A 20,581-nucleotide genomic window follows, 5' to 3' on the forward strand; every position below is an offset into this window, starting at 1 on the left:
CCCTCGTCCCTGACGTCGGCGTCGGTCCCCCGCTAGCCGTCCAGTCCCAGGCTCCTCGCGATGACCATGAGCTGCACCTCGGTCGTGCCCTCGCCGACCTCGAGCACCTTCGCGTCGCGGTAGTGCCGCGCGACGGGGTTCTCGTTGAGGAACCCGTAGCCGCCGAAGATCTGCGACGCGTCGCGCGCGTTCGCCATCGCGGCCTCGCCGCCGACGAGCTTCGCGACCGACGCCTCCGCCTTGAACGGCTTGCCGCGCACGAGCTTCTGCGCGGCGTCGAGCCACGCGAGGCGCGCGGTGTGCACGCGCGCCTGCATGCGGGCGAGCGTGAACGCGACGTGCTGGTTCTCCCCGATCGACCGCCCGAACACGACGCGCTCGCGCGCGTACCGCAGCGCCTCCTCCAGACAGCCCTGCGCGGCGCCGGTCGCGAGGGCGGCGAACGCGATGCGGCCCTCGTCGAGCGCGCGGAGGAAGTTCGCGTACCCGCGGCCGCGCTCGCCGAGCAGGTTCCCGGCGGGCACGCGGACGCCGGTCAGCGTGAGGGGGTGCGTGTCCGAGGTGTGCCAGCCGACCTTGTCGTACGACGGCCCGACCTCGAGCCCGGGCGTCCCCGCGGGGACGATGATGCTCGACAGCTCCTTGCGCACCTCGCCGTCCTGGCTGACCGTCTCGCCCGTGACGGCGGTGATCGTCACGAGGCTCGTGATGGGCGTCCCCGAGTTGGTGATGAACTGCTTCGACCCGTCGATCACCCACTCGTCGCCGTCGAGCCGCGCGGTCGTGCGGGTGCCGCCCGCGTCGGACCCGGCACCGGCCTCGGTGAGCCCGAACGCCGCGAGCGTCCGCCCGGCGAGCAGGTCGGGCAGCCACCGCTCCTGCTGCTCGCGCGAGCCGTGCCGGTAGAGCGGGACGATCCCGAGCCCGACCCCGGCCTCGAGCGTCACCGCGATCGACTGGTCGACGCGCGCGAGCGCCTCGACGGCGAGGCACAGCGACACGTAGTCCTGGCCCTGGCCGCCGACGTCGCGCGGGAACGGCAGCCCGAACAGCCCGAGCTCCCCCATCTGCGCGATGATCTCCATCGGCAGGCGGCGTTCCGTGTCGTAGCGGTAGGCGGCGGGGGCGACGACGCTGTCCGCGAAGTCGCGCACCACCTGGCTGAGCTTCCGCTGCTCGTCGTCGAGCAGGACGTCGGCCTCGATCATGATGCTCCCTGGGTGTCGGGTTGCGGGACCGGGGCGGCGGGTTGTGCCGCACCGGAGTCGTGAGGGTGGACGACGGCGACCACCTGGTCCCGGCGCACGAGGTCGCCGGGGCGCACGCGCACGTCGGCGACGCCGTCGTGGGGGGCGAGGAGCGGGTGCTCCATCTTCATGGCCTCGACGGTGACGAGGACGTCCCCCGCGGTGACGGGCTCGCCGTCCGCGGCGGCCGTGACGACCGTGCCGGGCATCGCGGCGCGCACCTCGGGGTCGGTCGCGCCGGGCGCGTCACCCCGTGCCCGACGGCGGTCGGCCCGCGCCCGTGCGGCGCGCTGCTCCCGGTCCGGGGCGGCCAGGGCGACGGTCCGCCCGTCGCGCCACACCCACACCGTCGCGGGCTCCCCGTCGGCGGGGGGTGCGTCGAGGGCGAGCCGCACGCGCTCCCGGACACCGTCCAGGGTGAGCCACCACGCGCCGTCGGCCCCGGGGTCGCGGACGAGCGACGCCCGCGCCGCGTGCGTCGTCGAGCCGGGCCACGCGCCGTCGTCGGCTGCCGGCACGTGCACGACGGCGTCCCCCACCACCCCGGACACCCGCACCTCGTGCGCGCTCCCGGCCGCATCGACGAGCAGGACCCGCCGCGCCGCCGCGCCCCCGTTGAGCCGCCACCCGTCCCCCACCCGCCAGGGATCGTCGTCCCGCCCCCCGATCCCCCCGCCGAGCAGGCGGTTGTGGCCCGTCCCGCCCTCCGGACGAGCCGCAACCGCCTGCTCGACGAGGAACAGGGCTGCGGCGACGAGGTCGACCCAGTCCGGGCCGTCGGATGGCGAGCCGACCTCCGAGGCGAGGGGTCGGGGGGTGTGCGCGCTGTCGTGGTCGGGCCTGGCGGGAGCGCCCGAGGAACGAGGGCGCGGAGGGTAGACGGCGCGCACACCCCCCGGCCCCTCGCCGGACCCGACCACGGCCCCCGGCCCTTCGCCAAGCCCGGCCACCGACCCCGAATCCGACCCCGACGCCACGAGCCGGTCGATCAGGCCGGTGTCGAGCCGACCGGCACGGACGTCGTCGTCCGCGAGCAGGGACCGCAGGAACGCCGTGTTCGTCTCGACGCCCAGCACGACCGTCCGCGCGAGCAGGCCGTCGAGGCGCTCCACGGCCTCGTCGCGTGTCTCGCCCCAGGCGACGGCCTTCGCGAGCATCGGGTCGTAGTGCCCACCCACCACGGCAGCGGCGGAGATCCCGGAGTCGAGGCGCAGCGGCGAGGCGCCGGGCCCGGACGGGACGCCACCGTCGTCGTAGACCAGCACCGACCCGGTCGCCGGGAGGAAGCCGCGGTCGGGCGACTCGGCGTAGAGGCGCGCCTCGACGGCGTGGCCGCGGAGCACGACGTCGTCCTGCGCCAGGCCCAGCGGCTCGCCCGCCGCGACGCGGAGCTGGAGCGCGACGAGGTCGAGGCCGGTGACCATCTCGGTCACGGGGTGCTCGACCTGGAGGCGCGTGTTCATCTCGATGAAGAAGAACTCGTCGGGGCTCGCGGCGGGGACGAGGAACTCGACCGTCCCGGCGCCGACGTACCCGACCGACCGCGCGACCTCGCACGCGGCCTCGCCCATGCGGGCGCGCTGCTCCGCGGTGAGGAGCGGCGACGGCGCCTCCTCGACCACCTTCTGGTGGCGGCGCTGGAGCGAGCACTCGCGCTCGCCGAGGTGGACCACGGTCCCGTGCGTGTCGGCGAGCACCTGCACCTCGATGTGGCGCGGCGCCTCGACGAGCCGTTCGAGCAGGAGCGTGTCGTCGCCGAACGACGACGCGGCGACCCGGCGCGCGGACGCGAGGGCGCCGGGCAGGTCGGCCTCAGCGCGCACGACGACCATGCCCTTGCCCCCGCCCCCGGCGGACGGCTTGACGAGCAGCGGGAACCCGACGGCGCCCGCGGCGGCGAGGAGGTCGTCGTCGGACATGCCCGGCTCGCCCGCCCCGGGCACGACGGGCACGCCCCGCGCGCCGACGATGCTCTTCGCGGCGAGCTTGTCGGCCATCGCCTCGAGCGCGTCGACGCCCGGCCCGACGAACGCGATCCCCGCGCGCTCGCACGCCCGGGCGAGCGCCGGGTTCTCCGAGAGGAAGCCGTAGCCGGGGTGGACCGCCTCGGCGCCGGTCGCGACGGCCGCCGCGACGACGGCGTCGACGTCGAGGTAGCTCTGCGCCGCAGGCGCCGGTCCGAGCCGGACCGCGACATCGGCCTCGCGCACGTGGCGCGCGTCGGCGTCGGCGTCGGAGAAGACGGCGACGGACCGCACGCCGAGGCGGCGCAGCGTGCCGATCACGCGGCACGCGATCTCGCCGCGGTTGGCGACGAGGACCGTGCGGAACCCGGGACCGCCGGTCGGGCGGGCGGTCGCGTCGTGGAGGGTGCGGGAGGTCATCGGCTCACATCCGGAAGAGGCCGAACCGGTCACCGGTCCAGGTCTCGGCGAGGGGCGTGCGCGCGCACACGCCGAGGGCGAGGCCGAGCACGCGGCGCGTGTCGGCGGGGTCGATCACGCCGTCGTCCCACAGCCGCGCGGTCGCGTAGTAGGGGCTGCCGTGCTCGTCGTAGTCGGCGCGGATGCCGGCGGAGAACGCGGCCTCCTCGTCGGGGTCCCACGTCTCGCCGCGCGCCGCGAGCTGGTCGCGCTTGACGGTCGACAGCACGGACGCGGCCTGCGGGCCGCCCATCACGGAGATGCGGCTCGCGGGCCACGACCACAGGAAGCGCGGCGAGTACGCGCGCCCGCACATCGAGTAGTTCCCCGCCCCGAACGACCCGCCGACGATCACCGTGAGCTTCGGGACGCGCGTCGTCGCGACGGCCGTGACCATCTTCGCGCCGTCCTTCGCGATCCCGCCCGCCTCGGCGTCCGTGCCGACCATGAAGCCGGAGATGTTCTGCAGGAACAGCAGCGGGATGCCGCGCTGGTCGCACAGCTCGACGAAGTGCGCCCCCTTGAGCGCGGACGCCGAGAACAGCACACCCTGGTTCGCGAGGATCCCGACGGGGTGCCCGTGGATCCGCGCGAAGCCCGTGACGAGCGTGTCGCCGTACTCGCGCTTGAACTCGTCGAACCGGCTCCCGTCGGCGAGCCGGGCGATGACCTCGCGGGGGTCGTAGGGAGCCTGGACGTCGGCCGGGACGGCGGCGTACAGATCCTCCCCCGGGTCCTGTACGGCGGCACCCGCCACACGGGGAGGCTCGCTGGGCGCCACGTCCCACGCGGGCTCCGGGTCGGGCGGGAGCGTCGCGACGATGCGCCGCACGGTGTCGAGCGCGTCCTCGTCGTCGTCGGCGAGGTGGTCGACGACGCCGCTGCGGCGCGCGTGCAGCTCACCGCCGCCGAGCTCCTCGGCCGTGACGACCTCGCCGATCGCCGCCTTCACGAGCGGCGGACCGCCGAGGAAGATCGTGCCCTGCCCGCGCACGATGACCGTCTCGTCGCTCATCGCGGGCACGTAGGCGCCGCCCGCCGTGCACGACCCGAGCACCGCGGAGATCTGCGGGATCCCCGCCGCCGAGAGACGCGCCTGGTGGTAGAAGATCCGGCCGAAGTGGTCGCGGTCCGGGAACACCTCGGCCTGCCGGGGCAGGAAGGCACCGCCCGAGTCGACGAGGTAGACGCACGGCAGCCGGTTCTCCAGCGCGATCTCCTGCGCCCGCAGGTGCTTCTTCACCGTGAGCGGGTGGTACGTGCCGCCCTTCACGGTCGCGTCGTTGCAGACGACCATGATCTGCCGCCCGCTCACCACCCCGATCCCGGCGACGACACCCGCGGCCGGCCACGCGCCGTCGTCCACGCCGTACCCGGCGAGCGGTGCGATCTCCAGGAACGGGCTGCCCTCGTCGAGCAGCCGGTCGACGCGGTCGCGCGGGAGCAGCTTGCCGCGCGCCACGTGCCGGTCGCGCGCCGACGCCGGGCCGCCGCGCGCGACGTCCGCCGTGCGCTCGCGCAGCTCCTGAGCGAGCCCGCGCTGCGCGGCGTCGTTCGCCCGAGCCGCGTCCGACCCGGGCTCGACGGCGCTCGTCAGGACGGTCACGCGACCACCTCCTGCCGGCTCCCGGCGAGGAGCGCGAGCGCCGGGTCCTCCAGCAGCGCGCCCAGGTCGGCGAGGAAGCGCGCGCCCTGCTCGCCGTCGACCACGCGGTGGTCGAACGACAGGCTGAGCGTGACGACGTCGCGCAGCGCGACCTCGCCGTCGTGCTCCCAGGGCCGACGCCGCACCGCCCCCAGGCCGAGGATCGCCGCCTCGCCGGGGACGAGGATCGGGGTGCCCGCGTCGACGCCGAACACCCCGACGTTGGTGATCGAGATCGTCCCGCCGGTCAGGCGCTCGGGCGTCGTGCGGCCGTCGCGCGCGGTGGTCGTGAGGTCGGTCAGCGCGACGGCGAGGTCGGGCAGGTCGAGCGCCTGCGCGTCGGGCACGTGCGGCACGACGAGGCCCCGGTCGGTCGCGACCGCGATCCCCAGGTGCACCCGTCGGTGCCGCACGATCTCCGCCGAGCCGTCGGGGAGGTCGCGCCACGCGCTGTTGAGCGCAGGGTGGCGCGGCAGCACGAGGCACAGCGCGCGGGCCGCGAGCGCCAGCACGGTGATCCGCGCGCCGCGCGCGAGGCGGTGGGTGCGCAGCCGCTCCAGGAGCTCGACGCTCCGCGTCACGTCCACCGTGAGGAACACCGTCGCGTGGGGCGCCGTGAACGCGCTCGCCACCATCGCCGCCGCGGTGTGCTTGCGCACGCCCCGCACGGGCACGACCTCCGGCTCGAGGCCGGCCGCGCGGTCGGCGGCCACGCCCGTCGCCGCACCCGGCGCCGAGAGGGGAGAAGTGGCCCCGCGGCCGCGGTCCGGAGGGGCCACTTCTCGCTTCTCGCCGCTCGATGCCCCCGGGCCGGCGGACGTCGCGGGGTGCGCGTGGTGCTCGTCGCGCGGTCGGCGGGCGACGTCGCGGTGGCAGCTCACCGCCGCGAGGACGTCGTCGCGCGTGATGAGCCCGTCGCGGCCGGAGCCTTCGACCCGGTCGATCCGCACGCCGAGCTTCTTTGCGAGCGCGCGCACGGGCGGTGTCGACCGGGGCCGCTCGCCGGTCACGGTGGTGCGGCGGGGTGCCTCGGCGACGTCGGGCCCTGAAACCTGGGTCTCAGTCGCCGCCCGCCGGGGTCGACGCGCGGGCCGCCCGACCCGGTCGGGTCGGGCCCCGTAGCCGACGAGGTTCGGCTCGGGCGCGTCGGTGGGGTCGGCCGGGGCGGCTCCCACCGCGGCGACCGCCCCGACCAGGGCGGGGACGGCGTCGGGCGCCCGGGCCGGGACCTCGGCGGACCCGGGCGCGTCGGTGGGGTCGGCCGGGGCGGCTCCCACCGCGGCGACCGCCCCGACCAGGGCGGGGACGGCGTCGGGCACCCGAGCCGGGACCTTGGCGGCCCCGGGCGCCGCGGCGCCGTCCGTCACCGGGGTGGCACCGCCGCCGGACACGGGGGCCGCGCCGTCGTCGACCTCGAAGGTGACCAGCGGCTCGCCGACGCTCACCGTCTGGCCCTCCTCGGCGTGGAGGGACGCGACGACGCCCGCGTACGGGGACGGGAGGTCGACGAGGGCCTTCGCGGTCTCGACCTCCGCGATGACCTGGTTGAGCTCGACGCGGTCGCCCGCGTGGACGTGCCAGCTGACGATGTCGGACTCGGTGAGCCCTTCGCCCAGGTCGGGGAGGCGGAACTCGCGCAGCGCCGTCATCGGGCCACCTCCGCGACGGGACGCCCGGACGACGGCACGAACGGCTCGACGCGCCCCAGGACGCGGTCGACGCCGTCGAGGATGCGGTCGAGGTCGGGCAGGTAGTGGCCCTCGAGCCTCGCGGGCGGGTACGGCATGCCGTGGCCCGTGACCCGCACGGGCGGGGCCTCGAGGTACTCGAAGCAGCGGTCCGTCACGGTCGCGGCGATCTCCGCGCCGAGCCCGGCCTGGCGCGGGGCCTCGTGCGTGACGACGACCCGACCGGTCTTGCGGACCGACGCCGCGACGGTGTCGTGGTCGATCGGCGACAGCGAGCGCAGGTCGACCACCTCGACGGAGACGCCGTCGTCCGACGCGGCGACGGCCGCGTCGAGCGCGGTCCCGACGAGGCCGCCCCACGTGACGAGCGTGACGTCGTGGCCCTCGCGCACGACGCGGGCCCGGTCCATGGGCGGCGGGTCGACGGGGTCGAGGTCGACCTCGCCCTTGAGGTGGTAGCGCCGCTTGGGCTCGAAGAAGATCACCGGGTCGTCGCACGCGACGGCCTGACGGAGCACGGTGTACGCGTCCTGGGGGTTCGCGACCGACACGACGCGCAGCCCGGCCGTGTGCGCGAACAGCGCCTCGGGCGACTCCGAGTGGTGCTCGGCCGCGCCGATGCCGCCGCCCACAGGGATGCGGATCGTGATCGGCAGGCGCACCTTCCCGCCGGTGCGGGCGTGCATCTTCGCGAGCTGGGACAGGATCTGGTCGAACGCGACGAACACGAAGCCGTCGAACTGGATCTCGCACACCGGCCGGTAGCCGCGGTACGCGAGCCCGACGGCCGTCCCGATGATCCCGGACTCCGCGAGCGGGGTGTCGAGCACGCGCCGCGGTCCGAACTCCGCCTGGAGCCCGTCCGTCACGCGGTAGACGCCGCCCAGGCGGCCGACGTCCTCGCCCATGACGACCACGCGGTCGTCGTCGGTCATCGCACGGTGCAGCCCGGCGCCGAGCGCCTTCGCGAGCGTGAGGGTCGTCATCGTGCCTCCTCCCCGTCGAAGCCGGCGAGATAGTGCGCGTACTCGGCGCGCTCGCGGTCCAGCGCGTGGTGCGGCTCCGCGTAGACGTGGTCGAAGAGCGAGAGCGGCGGCGGGTCGGTGAGCGCGACGCACCCGGCGCGCAGCTCGGCGGCCGCCGCGTCGGCGACCTCCTGAACGTGCGCCGCGCCCGCGTCGTCGAGCACCCCGACGGCGCGCAGGTACGCCTCGAAGCGCGCGATCGGGTCGCGGCGCGTCCACTCCTCCACCTCGGCCGCGTCGCGGTAGCGCTTCGGGTCGTCGGCCGTGGTGTGCGGGCCCATGCGGTAGGTGACGGCCTCGATCAAGGTCGGGCCGCCGTCGTGCCGGGCGCGGTCGAGGGCGGCGCGGGTCACGGCGAGCACGGCGAGGACGTCGTTGCCGTCGACGCGCACGCCCGGCAGGCCGAACCCGCGGGCGCGCTCCGCGAGCGGGACGCGCGACTGGAGCGCGACCGGCTCGGAGATGGCCCACTGGTTGTTCTGGCAGAAGAACACCACCGGCGAGCGGTAAGTGGACGCGAAGACGAACGCCTCGTTCACGTCGCCCTGGCTCATCGCGCCGTCGCCGAAGTACGACACCCCGACCGGCAGCCCGGCGGCGGCGTCGACGCGGCCGGCGTCGACGTCGTTCTGCACGCCCATCGCCCAGCCCGTCGCGTGCAGCGCCTGGGCGCCGATGATGACCTGCGGCGACGCCATGCCGATCGCGTACGGGTCCCAGCCGGAGACTGCGACGCCGCGCCACACGCGGACGAGGTCGACGAGCGCCGCGCCGCGCACCCGCGCGACGGCGTGCTCGCGGTAGGAGGAGAAGACGAAGTCGTCGTCGCGCAGCGCGCGTGCCGAGCCGACCTGCGCCGCCTCCTGGCCGAGGAGCGGCGGCCAGAGCGCGAGCTCGCCCTGCCGCTGGAGCGCCGTGGCCTCCGCGTCGATGCGACGCGCCACGACCATGTCCTCGTGGAGCCGCAGCAGCGCCGACCGGGCCGACGCGCGCGCGGCGTCGTCGGGCGCCGTCGGGTCGAGGTCCGCGAGCCACCGGTCCAGGTCCGGGTCGCGGTGGCGGGTGCCGTCCTCGTCGAGCACGCGCAGGGTCGGCGTCGACCCGGGGCTCGGGTCGGGCGGGTCCTGCCGCGGCGCGTCCTTGCGCACGTCGCGCACCACGTTCTTCCGGTCTGCTCGTGCGTCGCGCGGGGTTGCCGCCCGGTGACCGTCGTACGCCTTCGGCGGGGTCGCCGCCGTCGGTCCGGTCCGCACCGCAGGTTCGCTGGGCATCGTCGCCACCTCACCTCGGGGAGCCGGTCCTCTCCGTCGAGGACCGAGGTAGGGGGAACGTAACCCGCGTCACGCACATGGCTCCACCGACGCCTGACGCACCGTGCACTGTGACCGCTGTCACTCGGTTAGGGTGGGCACCATGCACAGCGCCGACGCTGTCGACCTCGACCTCCTGCTCGCGCTCGCCGACGACCCGCGGGCCACGATCGTCGCGCTCGCCGACCGGCTGCGGCTCTCCCGCAACACGGTCGCCGCGCGGCTCGCACGCCTCGAGGCCGAGGGCGCGTTCCTCGACCTCGACCGGCGCATCGACCCGCACGTGCTGGGACACCCCCTCACGGCGTTCGTCGAGGTGCAGCTCCGGCAGAAGGAGCTCGCGCGCATCGTCGACGACCTCGCGCGCATCCCCGAGGTCGTGCAGGCGTTCGGGCGCAGCGGCACCGCGGACCTGCGCGTCACCGTCGCGTGCCGCGACACGGACCACCTGTTCCGCATCGACGCCGCGATCCTCGCGATCGACGGCGTCGAGCGCACCGAGACGTCGCTCTCCATGGGCGAGCTCATCCCCTACCGGCTGCGGCCGCTCATCGAGAAGCAGCGCCGCGGCCCGCGCTGACGGGGACGGTCAGCTGAAGCCGATCGCGCGCTGCGCGACCCGGTAGGCCAGGACGGTCACGCGCCGTCCCGCCGGACCGGGGAGGTTGGCGATCTGCCCGAGGCCCGACCAGCGCACCTGGTGGTAGAGCTGGGGGTCCTGGGCGCGCAGGCGCGACCAGAGCCGCTCCTTCTCCACGAGGCACGCGGGCGTCCCCGCGCGCACGAGCAGGATCGACGACACCGCGCAGATGATCTCCACGTAGTGGAGCAGGTAGCGGCGCAGGCGCCGGTCGGTCACCGGGGTCCGGGAGACGTGCTCGAGCATGAGCCAGTTGACGCGGAGCTGCTGGTCGAGCCGCTTGAGCATGACCGCCTCGTGCACGGACTGGTCCTCGCGGCCGATGAAGTACCGGTAGAGGTCGACGTCGAGGTAGTACAGCGTGCGCACGTGCGCGAGCGGCACCAGCGCGTACAGGTTGTCCACGTAGAACGTGTGCTCGGGGAGCCGCAGGCCCGCGTCGCGCAGCACCTGGGTCCGGTACATGAGGGCGTGCATCATCATGTACTGGCGCTTGGCGAAGCGGCGGGTCTGCGACCACGTGAGCACGCGTCCGCGCGGCAGCGCGCCGCGGTACCGGACGGCCGTCTTCACGCGCTTGCCGACCTTCTCGTACACGAAGTTGCTCACCAGCAGGTCGACGGGCTCCCCGCCGGGGGTGCCGGCGTCCACGAACCGGCGCACGAACCCGCGCAGCGTCGTGAGCACCTGGGCGAGCGCGGCGCGGTCCACCCAGTCGTCGGCGTCCACGACCTTGAGGTACTCCCCGCGCGCGTGGTCGAGGCCGGTGTTGATCGCCGACCCGTGCCCGCCGTTGGCCTTGCGCAGCACGTGCACCTCGCCCGGGTACCGGTCCGCGTAGCCCTGGGCGAGCGCCGCCGTCCCGTCGGTGGAGCCGTCGTCGACGACGAGCACCTCCACCTCGGGACCGAACCCGACGAGCGAGTCGAGGGCGCGCGCCAGGTACGGCTCGGCGTTGTACGCCGGGACCACGACGGTCAGGAGCGGGGTCACGACGCACGCACCTCTCCGGCGTGCTCCGCTTCCGGCGCGGCCGGCGTCTCGGGCACCTGCTTGAAGATGACCTTGAAGATCGGGAAGAACACCCAGAACGAGATCGCGGCGTTGATGATCATCGTCGTGAAGTCCGCGAGGGTCTCGCCGGCGCCGCCCAGGCCCCACGTGTCGATGAACAGCTCGTAGATCGGCGTCTTGTACAGGCCCTGCGCGGCGGCCGCCGCGATCGAGATGACGACGTACGCGATCGTGTACCAGAGCGCGGCCTTCGCGACCGACGAGTTCGACTTGAACGTGATGGTGCGCTGAGCGAAGAAGTTGATCACCTGCGCCACCAGCAAGGTGATCTGCACGGCGAGGAAGTATGCCAGCCCCCCGCCGCCGCCCGGGAGCGGACCGGCGGCGTAGTCGAAGACGTAGTAGGCCGACCCGTCCGGGTTCGTCCCGACCGGCCAGACCTGGAACGCCACGTCCACCAGGGCGGTCATGCCGAAGACCCACTTGATGAGGGGCATGAGCGCGAGCTGCAGCACGGTGATGCCGTTGCTCAGCACGAAGAACACGACGAACTGCGCGGTCCCGGGGCGCTTCTCGGAGAACCGGCGCCAGGCGTCGCGGAGGCGGGTGAGCATGGGTGTTCCCTTTCGAGCGGGTCAGGCGTCGCCGCGCAGCGTGCGGGCGGTACGACGGTCGGCACGGCGGTTGCGGACGAACCCGCGCACGACGGCGCCGGTGCCGCGGAAGAAGTGGCCGTTGACGATGCGGACGATGCCGTCGACCATCGCGTCGTCGACCATGCCGCCGGTCATCTTCCCGATGGCTCGGAACGGCATGTTGAGCAGGAAGAGGACGTTGAGGTCCGGCGCACCCTTGCGGTCGGCCGCGTCGCGCCGCCAGGACAGGACGCGGAACGCGAGCCGGGCCAGGGGCGAGCGCGCGTCGGCGAGGCGCGAGAGCGGGTCGTTCACGCCGAGCACCCCGGACCACGCCGCGGTCGGGACCGGCCGGCCGAGGAGCGCCGCGAACTGCGCGTCCGACACGTCGTGGACGCGTCCGGTGCGGTACGGCTCGGGCAGGTCGTCCTCGGTGCGCGGAGGCACCGTGCCGTCGAGCTCGACCGTCGCACGCAGCGGGAGGTCGTCGACGTGGGAGCCGACGAGCACCGACCAGGCACCCTGCTCGACCTGCCACGCCCCGGTCGCCACGTCCCAGTGCCGGAACGCCGCGTCCCCGAGGGCCACGGTGACCGTGCGCGACTCGCCCGGGTCGAGCTCGACGCGCGCGAACCCCGCGAGCGCGCGGTCCGGGCGGTGGACGCCCGGCGTCTCGCGGCGCACGTACACCTGCACGACGTCCGCCCCCGCGACGGGCCCGGTGTTGGTGACCGTGACCGTCACGCCGACGGCTCCCGCGTCCGCGTCGACCACGAGGTCGGAGTGCGCGAACGTCGTGTACGACAGCCCGAACCCGAAGGGGAACGCGACCGGGACGTCCGCGCTCGTGTAGTACCGGTAGCCGACGTACAGGCCCTCGCGGTAGACGGCGGTGCGCCCGGTCGCGGGGAACGACGCGGCGGTCGGGGTGTCCGCGAGCCGCACGGGCAGCGTCTCGGCGAGCCGTCCCGACGGGTTGACGGCGCCGGTGAGCACGTCGAGGACGCCCCCGGCCCCGGCCTGCCCCCCGAGGTAGCTGTGCACGAGCGCGCGAGCCGCGCCGAGCCACGGGGTGGAGATCGCGCCCCCGCCCGCGAGGACCACGACGGTCGCGGGGTTGACCGCGGCCACGGCCTCGAGCACCTCGACCTGCGCCGGGTGCAGCGCGAGCGTCGTGCGGTCCAGGCCCTCCGACTCGGCGATCTCGTCGAGGCCGAGGAACAGCAGCACCGCGTCCGCGCCCTGCGCGGCCGCGACCGCCTCCTCGCGCAGCGCGGCGTCGGGCGTGCCGTCCCGACGGAAGCCGGGGGCGAACGTCGTCAGCTCGAGCCCCGAGCCGTCGATCACGTCGAGCACGCTGTCGAGGCGCGTCGGGTTGACCGCAGACGACCCGGAGCCCTGGTAGCGCGGGGTGCGCGCGAAGTCGCCGACGACCGCGACCCTGGTCCCCGCCGCGAGCGGCAGGATCGCGTCCTCGTTCTTGAGCAGCACCGCCGAGCGCGCCGCGACCTCGCGGGCGAGCGCGTGGTGGGCGTCGGCGTCGACGGCCGGGGCGGTGCCCGGCTCGCGGGCCGCGGCGACGAGCCGCAGCACCTCCTCGGCGCGCGCGTCGAGGTCGGCCGCGTCGAGGCGGCCCGACCGCACGGCGTCGACGAGCCGGCGCGCCGAGCCCAGGCCGGCCGCCGGCATCTCGAGGGTGCCACCGGCCGCCGCGGCGGCGACGACGTCGTTCGAGCCGCCCCAGTCGGAGACGACGGCGCCGTCGAACCCCCACTCCCGGCGCAGGACCTGGGTGAGGAGGAACGGGTCCTCGTGGGCGTAGACGCCGTTGACGAGGTTGTACGACGACATGACCGTCCGGGGCCGGGCCTCCGCGACGACGATCCCGAACGCCGAGAGGTAGACCTCCCGGAGCGTGCGCTCGTCGACCACGGAGTCCGAGACCATGCGACGCAGCTCCTGGGAGTTCACCGCGAAGTGCTTGGGGCACGCGGCGACGCCGTGGGACTGGATCCCGCGCACGTAGCCGGCGGCCATCCGGCCCGCGAGCAGCGGGTCCTCGGAGAAGTACTCGAAGTTGCGCCCGCCGAGCGGCGACCGCTTGATGTTGAGGCCCGGGCCGAGCAGCACGTCCACGTCCTGCGCCGCGGCCTCGGCGCCGAGCGCGGAGCCCACGCGCTCCGCCAGCTCGACGTCCCACGTGTTCGCCACGGCGGCCGCCGTCGGGAAGCACGTGGCCTCCTGCGAGGCCGCGATGCCGAGGTGGTCGGCCGCCCCGAGCTGCTTGCGGACGCCGTGCGGGCCGTCGGCCAGCCAGAGGGAGCGGACGCCGAGCCGCGGGAGGTCGTGCGTCTCCCACACGGTCTTCCCCGTCAGCAGGGCCGCCTTCTCCAGGAGCGTCAGGCTCGCGGTCGGGACGACGGCGGTCGTCGGCCCCGGGGCCGCGGCCGTCTCGCCGGCCGCGGCGGTGGTCTCGCCGTGGAGCTGCACGGTGCTCTCCTTGCGTGGTCGTCGGGTCGTGCGGGGTGCGTCGGGGCGGCCCCGGGCAGGCCGGGGCCGGCCGTCGGCGGTGCGCCGCGGACGGCGGCTGGTCGGACGTGCGGGGCGGGGGCCCGGTGCCGGACGGCGGTCCGGGCCCCGGCGTCGGGCCGGCGGTGGTGGGCGCCACCGGCCCGACGGCGCCGGGTGCCGGGCCTCCCGGGCGGTCGCCCGCCCGGGAGGCCCGTGGTCACCGGCTACCGGGCGGCGGGGACCGCCGGCTCGGAGGCGGGTGCGGCGACCTCCTCGGCCGCCGACCGGTGCCGGCGGACGCGCCGGACCACGAGGAAGGCGCCGACCAGGACGAGCAGCCCGAGCAGGACCGACACGCCGATCTGGACGTAGACCCAGGTGGGCGGTGTGTAGGTGACCGTCGCGCCGGGGGCGAGCCCGTTCATGGCGTTCGAGTTGGCCACCGTGAACAGGATGTTGTGGGTCGCGTTCCGGATGTCGGTGACGGCCTTCGCGGACGTCGTGTCGCCGAACGACTTCGACGGCTGGAAGGTGAGCGTCAGGTCCGTGCCCCCGTCGAGACCCTCGTTGGGGTTCATGTACGGGTACAGGTTGAAGTCCGTGATCGCGAAGCCCTCGAAGCCCCACTCCCCGCGCAGCACGTCCGTCATGAGCGGCTTCGAGCCGCCCGTCCACGTCGCGCCGATGCGGTTGAACGAGCTCATGATGCCGAGCGCCCCGACCGTCGTCTCCTCGATCGTGCCCTCGTCGTCCGCGATGTAGCGGACGTCCAGGGAGACGTCCTTGATCGCGAGCTCGAACGGCTTGAGGTAGATCTCGCGGATCGTCTGCTCGGTCGCCCAGGTCGCGGGGCCGTTGTCGACGCGGTTCGTCTCCTGCTCGTTGAGCGCGAAGTGCTTGAGCATCGTGTAGACGCCCTTGCTCGCCGCGCCGTTCGACACGGCGGCGGCCATCCGGCCCGAGAGGAGCGGGTCCTCCGAGTAGTACTCGAAGTTGCGGCCGCCGAACGGCGAGCGGTGCAGGTTCACCGCGGGCGCGTACCAGCCGTTGAGCCCCTTCTGCAGGGCTTCCTCGCCGATCATCGTGCCCATCGCGGTCCCGAGGTCGACGTCCCACGTCTGCGCGATGAGCACCTCGGACGGGTAGGCGACGCCGTTGATCGACGAGTTGATGAAGGACGAGAAGCCCGCCGGGCCGTCCGGCTCGACCGTCTGCGGCTTGGCGATCGAGGCGATCGCGGCCGTCTGGTACGCGCCGTTGAGGAGCATGTCCGTCATGTCGCCGACCGTCAGGGAGTCGAGCAGCTCCTCCCACCGCGGGTCGTCCTTCGGCAGGCCGCGCAGGTCGACGAGCGTCAGGTCGGAGCGCTCGCCCGTCGCCGGCATCTCGCCGTCGAACGCGGCGGCCTCGGCCTCGTGGTCCCAGGCGGCGAAGCCCTCCTGGGTGGCCTCGTCCGCGACCGACTGCTCGGCCGTCGGGGCCTGCGGGAACGTGCCCGCGAAGTCGGCGCGGGACATCGGGACGACCGTGCCGTCCGCGCCGTCGGCGCTGAAGCGCGCGGAGACGTCGTCGAACCGGTTCGTCACCTCGGCGAGGTCCGACGCGCGGTGCTCCTCGCCCGTGTACACGACGTCGGACGCGACCGGGTAGGTGATCGGCTCGGTGCCCGCCGCGAGGGTGTGGGAGTCCGTGCGCAGGCTGAGCGTGTAGTCGCCCGCCTCCAGGACGTACGCCTTCGCGCCCAGGTGGTCGTAGGACGCCATGTCCTCGACGGCGAGCTCGAGGGTCACCGTCTCGCTCGCGCCCGGCTCGATCGTCCCGGTCTTGGCGAAGTCGCCGAGGACGACCTCGGACTTCTCGATCCCGCCGGGCGTGTACGGCGCCGAGTAGTAGAGCTCGACGACGTCGCGGCCGGCGACCGTGCCCGTGTTCGTCACCTCGACCGTGACCGCGACGGTCCCGTCGACGTCGCCCGCCTCGGTGCCCGTGACCGCCCACGCGAAGTCGGTGTAGCTCAGGCCGTAGCCGAACGGGTAGACCACCGCGTCGTCGTAGTCGATGAAGCCCTCGGCCGCCGCGGTCTCGTAGTAGCGGTACCCGACGTAGATGCCCTCGCTGTAGTTCACGAACGGCGCGTTGCTCGTGACCGTCGCGTTGGACGTCGCCTTCTCGACCGCCGAGACGGGGTAGGACGCCTCGACGTTCGAGTAGAAGAAGCTCCCGAAGTTGGCGAACGTCGGGTCGGCCGTGAAGTCCGCGGCCCACACGTCGACCGTGCGGCCGGACGGGTTGACCTCGCCGGTGAGGACCGACCCCAGGGCGTTGAAGCCGGTGGCGCCGGGCGAGCCCGCGAGGAGGATCGCGTCGACCTCCGGGTCGGCCTGCAGCTCGCCGAGCTCCAGGGTCGTGGACGCGTTGACGACCACGACGACCGTCTCGAAGCTCGACTTCGCGAGCGCGATCAGGTCCTTCTCGTCCTTGTTCAGCTCGAGCTGGTGCTGACCGGGCTCGGCGTGGTCGTCCCAGCCGGTCATGTCGCGCGTGAGGTCGCCGCCCTCGCCGCCGGGGCGGCCGATCGTGACGATCGCGGCGTCGCCGAACTCGGCGAACGTCCCGGACCGGGCCTCGTAGTCGCCGACGGGCAGCTCGCCGACGGTGTAGCTCGACGCGTCGGGGTTGTCCATCTCGATGTGGCCGCGCGGGTTCTCCGCCGCGAACGCCTCGATCGTGGCGTAGACCTCGTCGTTGACCGTGAGGCCCGCGTTCTCGAGGCCCCCGCGGACGGTCACGGCCGAGTTCGTGTCGACCGAGCCGGAGCCCGAGCCGCCGAACACCGGGTCCGCGGACGCGCGGCCCAGCATGGTCACGCGGGCGTCGGGCGTCAGGGGCAGCGCGCCGGCCTCGTTCTTCGCGAGGACGATGCCGCCGGCCGCGATCTCCTCGACGAGAGCCTTCGCGGCCTCGTCGACGGACTCCTGGCTGTCGTGCTCGGCCGTGTAGTACGCGGTGTCCCAGCCCGAGGACTCCTCGGAGTTGGTGAACGTGTAGGTGCCGGACCCGAGCTGGGACGCGACCCAGCCGCCTGCGACGTTGAGCGCGACGTTCGCGACGACGACGAGCACGGTCACCGTCGCGAGCACGGGGACCCAGATCCACAGGAACTTCTTGTTCGACATCGGTGTCCTGGCACCGTCGGCGTTCTTCGCCCTGGCGTTCACTGCATTCCTCCTCGAGTGCGGCCCGTTCCTCAGGCTAGGAGCGGGGTACGGCGCCGCCCGCCGCGGCTGCACGATCGGTCGTTTCTGCGGCACGGACGGTCGTCCGTGCTCGACCCGTGCCGTCCGGTGCCCCCGCCGTCCGCCTCGCCGTCCGCCCGGCGAGGCGGGCGGGGAGGCGGACGGCGGGGAGCGGTGCGGCTACTCCCCGGCCGGGGTGATGGTGCCGTCCTGGTCGATCTGCCACGTCTCGCCGGTCTCGGCGGAGTCGGCCTCGATCGTGTACTTCCCGTCCTTGATGTCGACCGTGCCCTGGACGCGCGAGGCGGCGTCGGAGGGGACGAACGGCACCACGAGGAGGCCGTACTTGACCGTCGGCTCCTTGACGTCGCTGGCGAGCATGATCTGCGCCCAGCTGTCGTCCTCCGCGAGCGCGTCGGCGACCGCCGTGCGCGCGTTCTCGAGGTCGGTCGCCACGTCGACGTCGGTCGCCTGACTCTCGGACGACGACGGCCCGGCGGCGGAGTCGTCGCCGCTCCCGCACGCCGTCAGCCCGAAGGCCCCCGTGACGGCGACGAGCAGCCCGATCCCCGTGGTCAGCGCCTTGTTCCGCTTCACTTCCTGCTCCTTGGTTCGTTCGTGCCGCGGGCCCACCCCGCGGCCTGGTCGGGGTCGGACGGCGCCGGACGGGCGCCGTCCGCCCCGGGCGGGCGGCCGCTCGTGCGACCGCCCGCCCGTGCGGTCCGTCAGTCCGTGATCGGCCCGCCGTAGCTCAGCCCGAAGCCGTAGTCGTAGGCGTTGCCCGCGGCGTCGGTGTAGGGCGTCATGTCCTTCGCGACGTCCTCCTGCTGCGCCTCGACCGTGTCCATGTCCTTCGGGAGCTGGACGGGCAGGCGGCCCTGGGGCTCGTGGAGGCCGAGCACGACCTCGAGGAGCGCCTGGTCGCTCGTGCCGAAGCCGACGACGATCGCGTCGGACGCGGCCTCGAACTCGGCCGGGACGACCGGGTTGGTCGCCTTGAGGACGGTGACGACCGGGATGTCCTTGCCGGTCGCCTCGACGGCCGCCACGGCCCGCTCGAACGCGTCGAGGTCCGACTCGTTCGCGATCTTCGACGTGCTCCCGAAGTACGAGCGGTTCTGGCGCGTGCCGTCCGGGAGCAGGTCGCCGGAGATGGAGGTCTGGCGCACGTTCGGGCCGTCCGCGGTGTACGGGCGGTACTGCAGCGACAGCGGGTACCAGGTGTCGTTCTCGAGGTCGTGCCCGATGTTCGAGAACGTGCCGCCGTTGTCCGGGCTGTCCATGCCGACGAGCACGAGGTCGACGTCCGACAGGTCGGGAGCGGTGTAGCTCGTGACCTTGTCGTCGGCGTCCGTGACGGCCTCGTCGGTGAGCACGGTGCCGAAGTACTGCTCGGCGACCTCGAGGTCGATCCCGGCGCCCTCGGTGTACTCGCCCGGACCGAACGAGCTCGCGAAGCCGGTGTTGTAGCTGCGCGGGATGTAGACGGTCTTGTCCTTCCACGCCTCGGCGTCCGCGGCGGTGACGGTCTCGCCGTCGTTCTTCAGCAGGACCACGGAGTCGAGCTGTGCCGCGTAGCCCGCGTCGACCTTGTCGTCGCTCGCCAGGATCGACGTGGACTCGTCGAGGTCCAGGTACGCGTTCTCGTACAGGCCCGGGTTGAAGAGCATCGTGAGGATGCGCGCGCCCGACTCGCGGAAGCGCGTGTCGGCGTCGACGTCGTTCGTGCCGGCCTCGAAGTCGGCCTGCCACATCTCGTGGGCCGCGAGGACCGGCGCGACGTCGTTGTTGCCGCCGAACATGTCGTGCCCGGTCTTGAGGATCTCGTAGTGGCGCTGCTCCTTGGTGAGGTCCTCGGCGCCCCAGCCGGTCGCGATGACCGCGCCCTCGTCGTTCATCCCGGTCGTGACGCCCCAGTCGGTGACGACGACGCCCTGGTAGCCGTTCTCCTCGCGGAGCAGGTTCATGCGCGTGTCGTCGTACGCCGTGCCGACGCGCTCGCCGAACAGCGGCTCGCCCGCGCCGTCGAGCGCGATCGAGTACGCCGACATGACGGCCGCGGAGTCGAGCGACCCGAGGAACGCCTCGGTGTGCGCGTCGAAGTTGCCGCCCGGGTAGACGCCGTACTTGCCGGCGTCGGTGTGGGCCTCGCGGCCGCCCTCGCCGGGGCCGTCGCCCGCCCAGTGCTTGATCATCGCGTTGACGGACTCGGGGCCCCAGCCGTCCTGGCCGCTCGTGCTCTGGTAGCCGTCCACGTAGGCGGCGGCCAGCTCCGTGTTCTGCTCGACGTCCTCGCCGAACGTGCCGCCGACGCGCAGCCACCGCGGCTCGGTCGCGAGGTCGATCTGCGGGCTGAGGGCCGTCGTGATGCCCAGCGCGCGGTACTCCGCGGAGGACATCTCGGCGAAGTTGTCCATGTGCTCGACGTCGAACGTCGCCGCGAGGCCGAGGTTCGACGGCCACCGCGAGATGTCGGCGCCCTCGGCGTTGTAGCCGCCGGAGCCCGCGGTCGAGCGCGGGTCGGAGGCGAAGTTCACCGGGACGTAGGGCTCGTCCGCGGTCGCGAGCGACTCGGCGTAGGCCTGCATCTCGTTGGCCCACGTGACGGTCGCCTCGACGTCGCTCGGGCCCGCGTGCAGGACGTTGCGCAGGTGGGAGTCCGTCAGGTACTCCTTCTGGGCGTCCGTGAGGCCGTCGGCCTGCGACCGCTCGTGCGAGCTGAAGAGCATGAGCCCCGCGATCTGCTCGATCGTGAGCTCCTCGGCGAGGGCCGCCGCGCGCTCCTCGGCCGGCTCGCGCCAGTCCTCCCACGTGTCGAGCGTCCCGTTCGCGTTCATGTCCTTGAACGCGAACTCCTGGCCGTCGACCTCCTCGGTGAGGAGCTCGACCGCGCTGTCCTTGCCGTAGGAGAGCGTGGGCCCGTCGCCCGGGTTGTCGACGACCACGAAGGACGTGGTCCCGTCCGTGACCTCCCGGGTCGTGAACGCGTCGGCCGCGCTCTCGTCGTCCGTGGTGCCCGCCGTGCAACCCGCCGCGGCCACGAGCGCGAGGCTCGCGAGCGCCGCCGCTCCCTTGACGCGGCCCGCCCGGTTGTCGCGGTGTCCCGCCGTTGTCGTTGTCTTCATCGACCTTCCCTTGTCGTCTCCGCGCCCACCCGCTCCGCACCGACCCCGGCGACCCACCCGGAGGCGCGTGCGTGGCGCAGCG

At 73.9% G+C, this 20,581-nt stretch carries 13 protein-coding genes; 1 reads left to right on the forward strand and 12 read right to left on the reverse strand.

Annotated elements, in window-relative coordinates:
- Positions 1–32 precede the first annotated feature (32 nt).
- The 6 genes from GWJ10_RS07430 to GWJ10_RS07455 are packed head-to-tail and all read right to left on the reverse strand — an operon-like array spanning position 33 to position 9,299.
- Positions 33–1,208, reverse strand: a complete 1,176-nt coding sequence (locus GWJ10_RS07430) for an acyl-CoA dehydrogenase family protein (protein WP_163186552.1) — start codon at positions 1,206–1,208, stop codon at positions 33–35.
- Complete coding sequence (locus GWJ10_RS07435; protein ID WP_163186554.1) at positions 1,205–3,631, reverse strand: biotin carboxylase N-terminal domain-containing protein; 2,427 nt, start codon at positions 3,629–3,631, stop codon at positions 1,205–1,207. Before GWJ10_RS07435 ends, GWJ10_RS07430 begins: the two co-directional genes overlap by 4 nt.
- Before the next feature lie 4 nt (positions 3,632–3,635).
- Complete coding sequence (locus GWJ10_RS07440; RefSeq protein WP_061267073.1) at positions 3,636–5,276, reverse strand: carboxyl transferase domain-containing protein; 1,641 nt, start codon at positions 5,274–5,276, stop codon at positions 3,636–3,638.
- Positions 5,273–6,964, reverse strand: coding sequence for a dihydrolipoamide acetyltransferase family protein (locus GWJ10_RS07445; RefSeq protein WP_163186556.1), 1,692 nt, complete (start codon positions 6,962–6,964; stop codon positions 5,273–5,275). Before GWJ10_RS07445 ends, GWJ10_RS07440 begins: the two co-directional genes overlap by 4 nt.
- A complete protein-coding gene (locus GWJ10_RS07450; RefSeq protein ID WP_163186558.1) occupies positions 6,961–7,989 on the reverse strand; it encodes an alpha-ketoacid dehydrogenase subunit beta in 1,029 nt (342 codons plus the stop codon). The genes GWJ10_RS07445 and GWJ10_RS07450 overlap by 4 nt, the downstream gene beginning before the upstream one ends.
- Positions 7,986–9,299: a thiamine pyrophosphate-dependent dehydrogenase E1 component subunit alpha gene (locus GWJ10_RS07455; protein WP_163186560.1), complete on the reverse strand. Its 1,314-nt coding sequence runs from the start codon at positions 9,297–9,299 to the stop codon at positions 7,986–7,988. Before GWJ10_RS07455 ends, GWJ10_RS07450 begins: the two co-directional genes overlap by 4 nt.
- Before the next feature lie 142 nt (positions 9,300–9,441).
- On the opposite strand from GWJ10_RS07455, the gene GWJ10_RS07460 reads away from it, so the two are divergent.
- Positions 9,442–9,918, forward strand: coding sequence for an Lrp/AsnC family transcriptional regulator (locus GWJ10_RS07460; protein WP_021482549.1), 477 nt, complete (start codon positions 9,442–9,444; stop codon positions 9,916–9,918).
- Between the two features lie 9 nt (positions 9,919–9,927).
- On the opposite strand, the gene GWJ10_RS07465 is transcribed toward GWJ10_RS07460, so the two are convergent.
- The 6 genes from GWJ10_RS07465 to GWJ10_RS07490 form a co-directional block, all read right to left on the reverse strand.
- Entirely contained in the window at positions 9,928–10,971 is a 1,044-nt protein-coding gene (locus GWJ10_RS07465) for a glycosyltransferase family 2 protein (protein WP_021482550.1), read from the reverse strand.
- On the reverse strand, positions 10,968–11,606 hold the full coding sequence (locus GWJ10_RS07470) for a hypothetical protein (protein ID WP_163186562.1): 639 nt from the start codon (positions 11,604–11,606) through the stop codon (positions 10,968–10,970). The genes GWJ10_RS07465 and GWJ10_RS07470 overlap by 4 nt, the downstream gene beginning before the upstream one ends.
- 21 nt (positions 11,607–11,627) lie before the next feature.
- The gene (locus GWJ10_RS07475) at positions 11,628–14,117 is read right to left on the reverse strand and encodes a glycoside hydrolase family 3 C-terminal domain-containing protein (protein WP_163186564.1); all 2,490 of its coding nucleotides are present in this window, start codon (positions 14,115–14,117) and stop codon (positions 11,628–11,630) included.
- Positions 14,118–14,362: 245 nt separating this feature from the next.
- The gene (locus GWJ10_RS07480) at positions 14,363–17,356 is read right to left on the reverse strand and encodes a glycoside hydrolase family 3 C-terminal domain-containing protein (protein WP_241005705.1); all 2,994 of its coding nucleotides are present in this window, start codon (positions 17,354–17,356) and stop codon (positions 14,363–14,365) included.
- Positions 17,357–17,554: 198 nt separating this feature from the next.
- The gene (locus tag GWJ10_RS07485; RefSeq protein WP_021482261.1) at positions 17,555–17,971 is read right to left on the reverse strand and encodes a hypothetical protein; all 417 of its coding nucleotides are present in this window, start codon (positions 17,969–17,971) and stop codon (positions 17,555–17,557) included.
- Positions 17,972–18,099: 128 nt separating this feature from the next.
- The gene (locus GWJ10_RS07490) at positions 18,100–20,499 is read right to left on the reverse strand and encodes a glycoside hydrolase family 3 N-terminal domain-containing protein (protein ID WP_163186565.1); all 2,400 of its coding nucleotides are present in this window, start codon (positions 20,497–20,499) and stop codon (positions 18,100–18,102) included.
- Positions 20,500–20,581 lie beyond the last annotated feature (82 nt).

The organism is Cellulosimicrobium sp. SL-1, from assembly GCF_011033075.1.
Lineage (GTDB): Bacteria > Actinomycetota > Actinomycetes > Actinomycetales > Cellulomonadaceae > Cellulosimicrobium > Cellulosimicrobium funkei.

What these genes read in the sequence shown, in the direction of transcription:
- GWJ10_RS07430 (WP_163186552.1), bottom strand. Translation starts at nt 1,208, where the DNA reads ATGATCGAGGCCGACGTCCTGCTCGACGACGAGCAGCGGAAGCTCAGC.
- GWJ10_RS07445 (WP_163186556.1), bottom strand. Translation starts at nt 6,964, where the DNA reads ATGACGGCGCTGCGCGAGTTCCGCCTCCCCGACCTGGGCGAAGGGCTC.
- GWJ10_RS07460 (WP_021482549.1), top strand. Translation starts at nt 9,442, where the DNA reads ATGCACAGCGCCGACGCTGTCGACCTCGACCTCCTGCTCGCGCTCGCC.
- GWJ10_RS07470 (WP_163186562.1), bottom strand. Translation starts at nt 11,606, where the DNA reads ATGCTCACCCGCCTCCGCGACGCCTGGCGCCGGTTCTCCGAGAAGCGC.
- GWJ10_RS07435 (WP_163186554.1), bottom strand. Translation starts at nt 3,631, where the DNA reads ATGACCTCCCGCACCCTCCACGACGCGACCGCCCGCCCGACCGGCGGT.
- GWJ10_RS07455 (WP_163186560.1), bottom strand. Translation starts at nt 9,299, where the DNA reads ATGCCCAGCGAACCTGCGGTGCGGACCGGACCGACGGCGGCGACCCCG.
- GWJ10_RS07490 (WP_163186565.1), bottom strand. Translation starts at nt 20,499, where the DNA reads ATGAAGACAACGACAACGGCGGGACACCGCGACAACCGGGCGGGCCGC.
- GWJ10_RS07450 (WP_163186558.1), bottom strand. Translation starts at nt 7,989, where the DNA reads ATGACGACCCTCACGCTCGCGAAGGCGCTCGGCGCCGGGCTGCACCGT.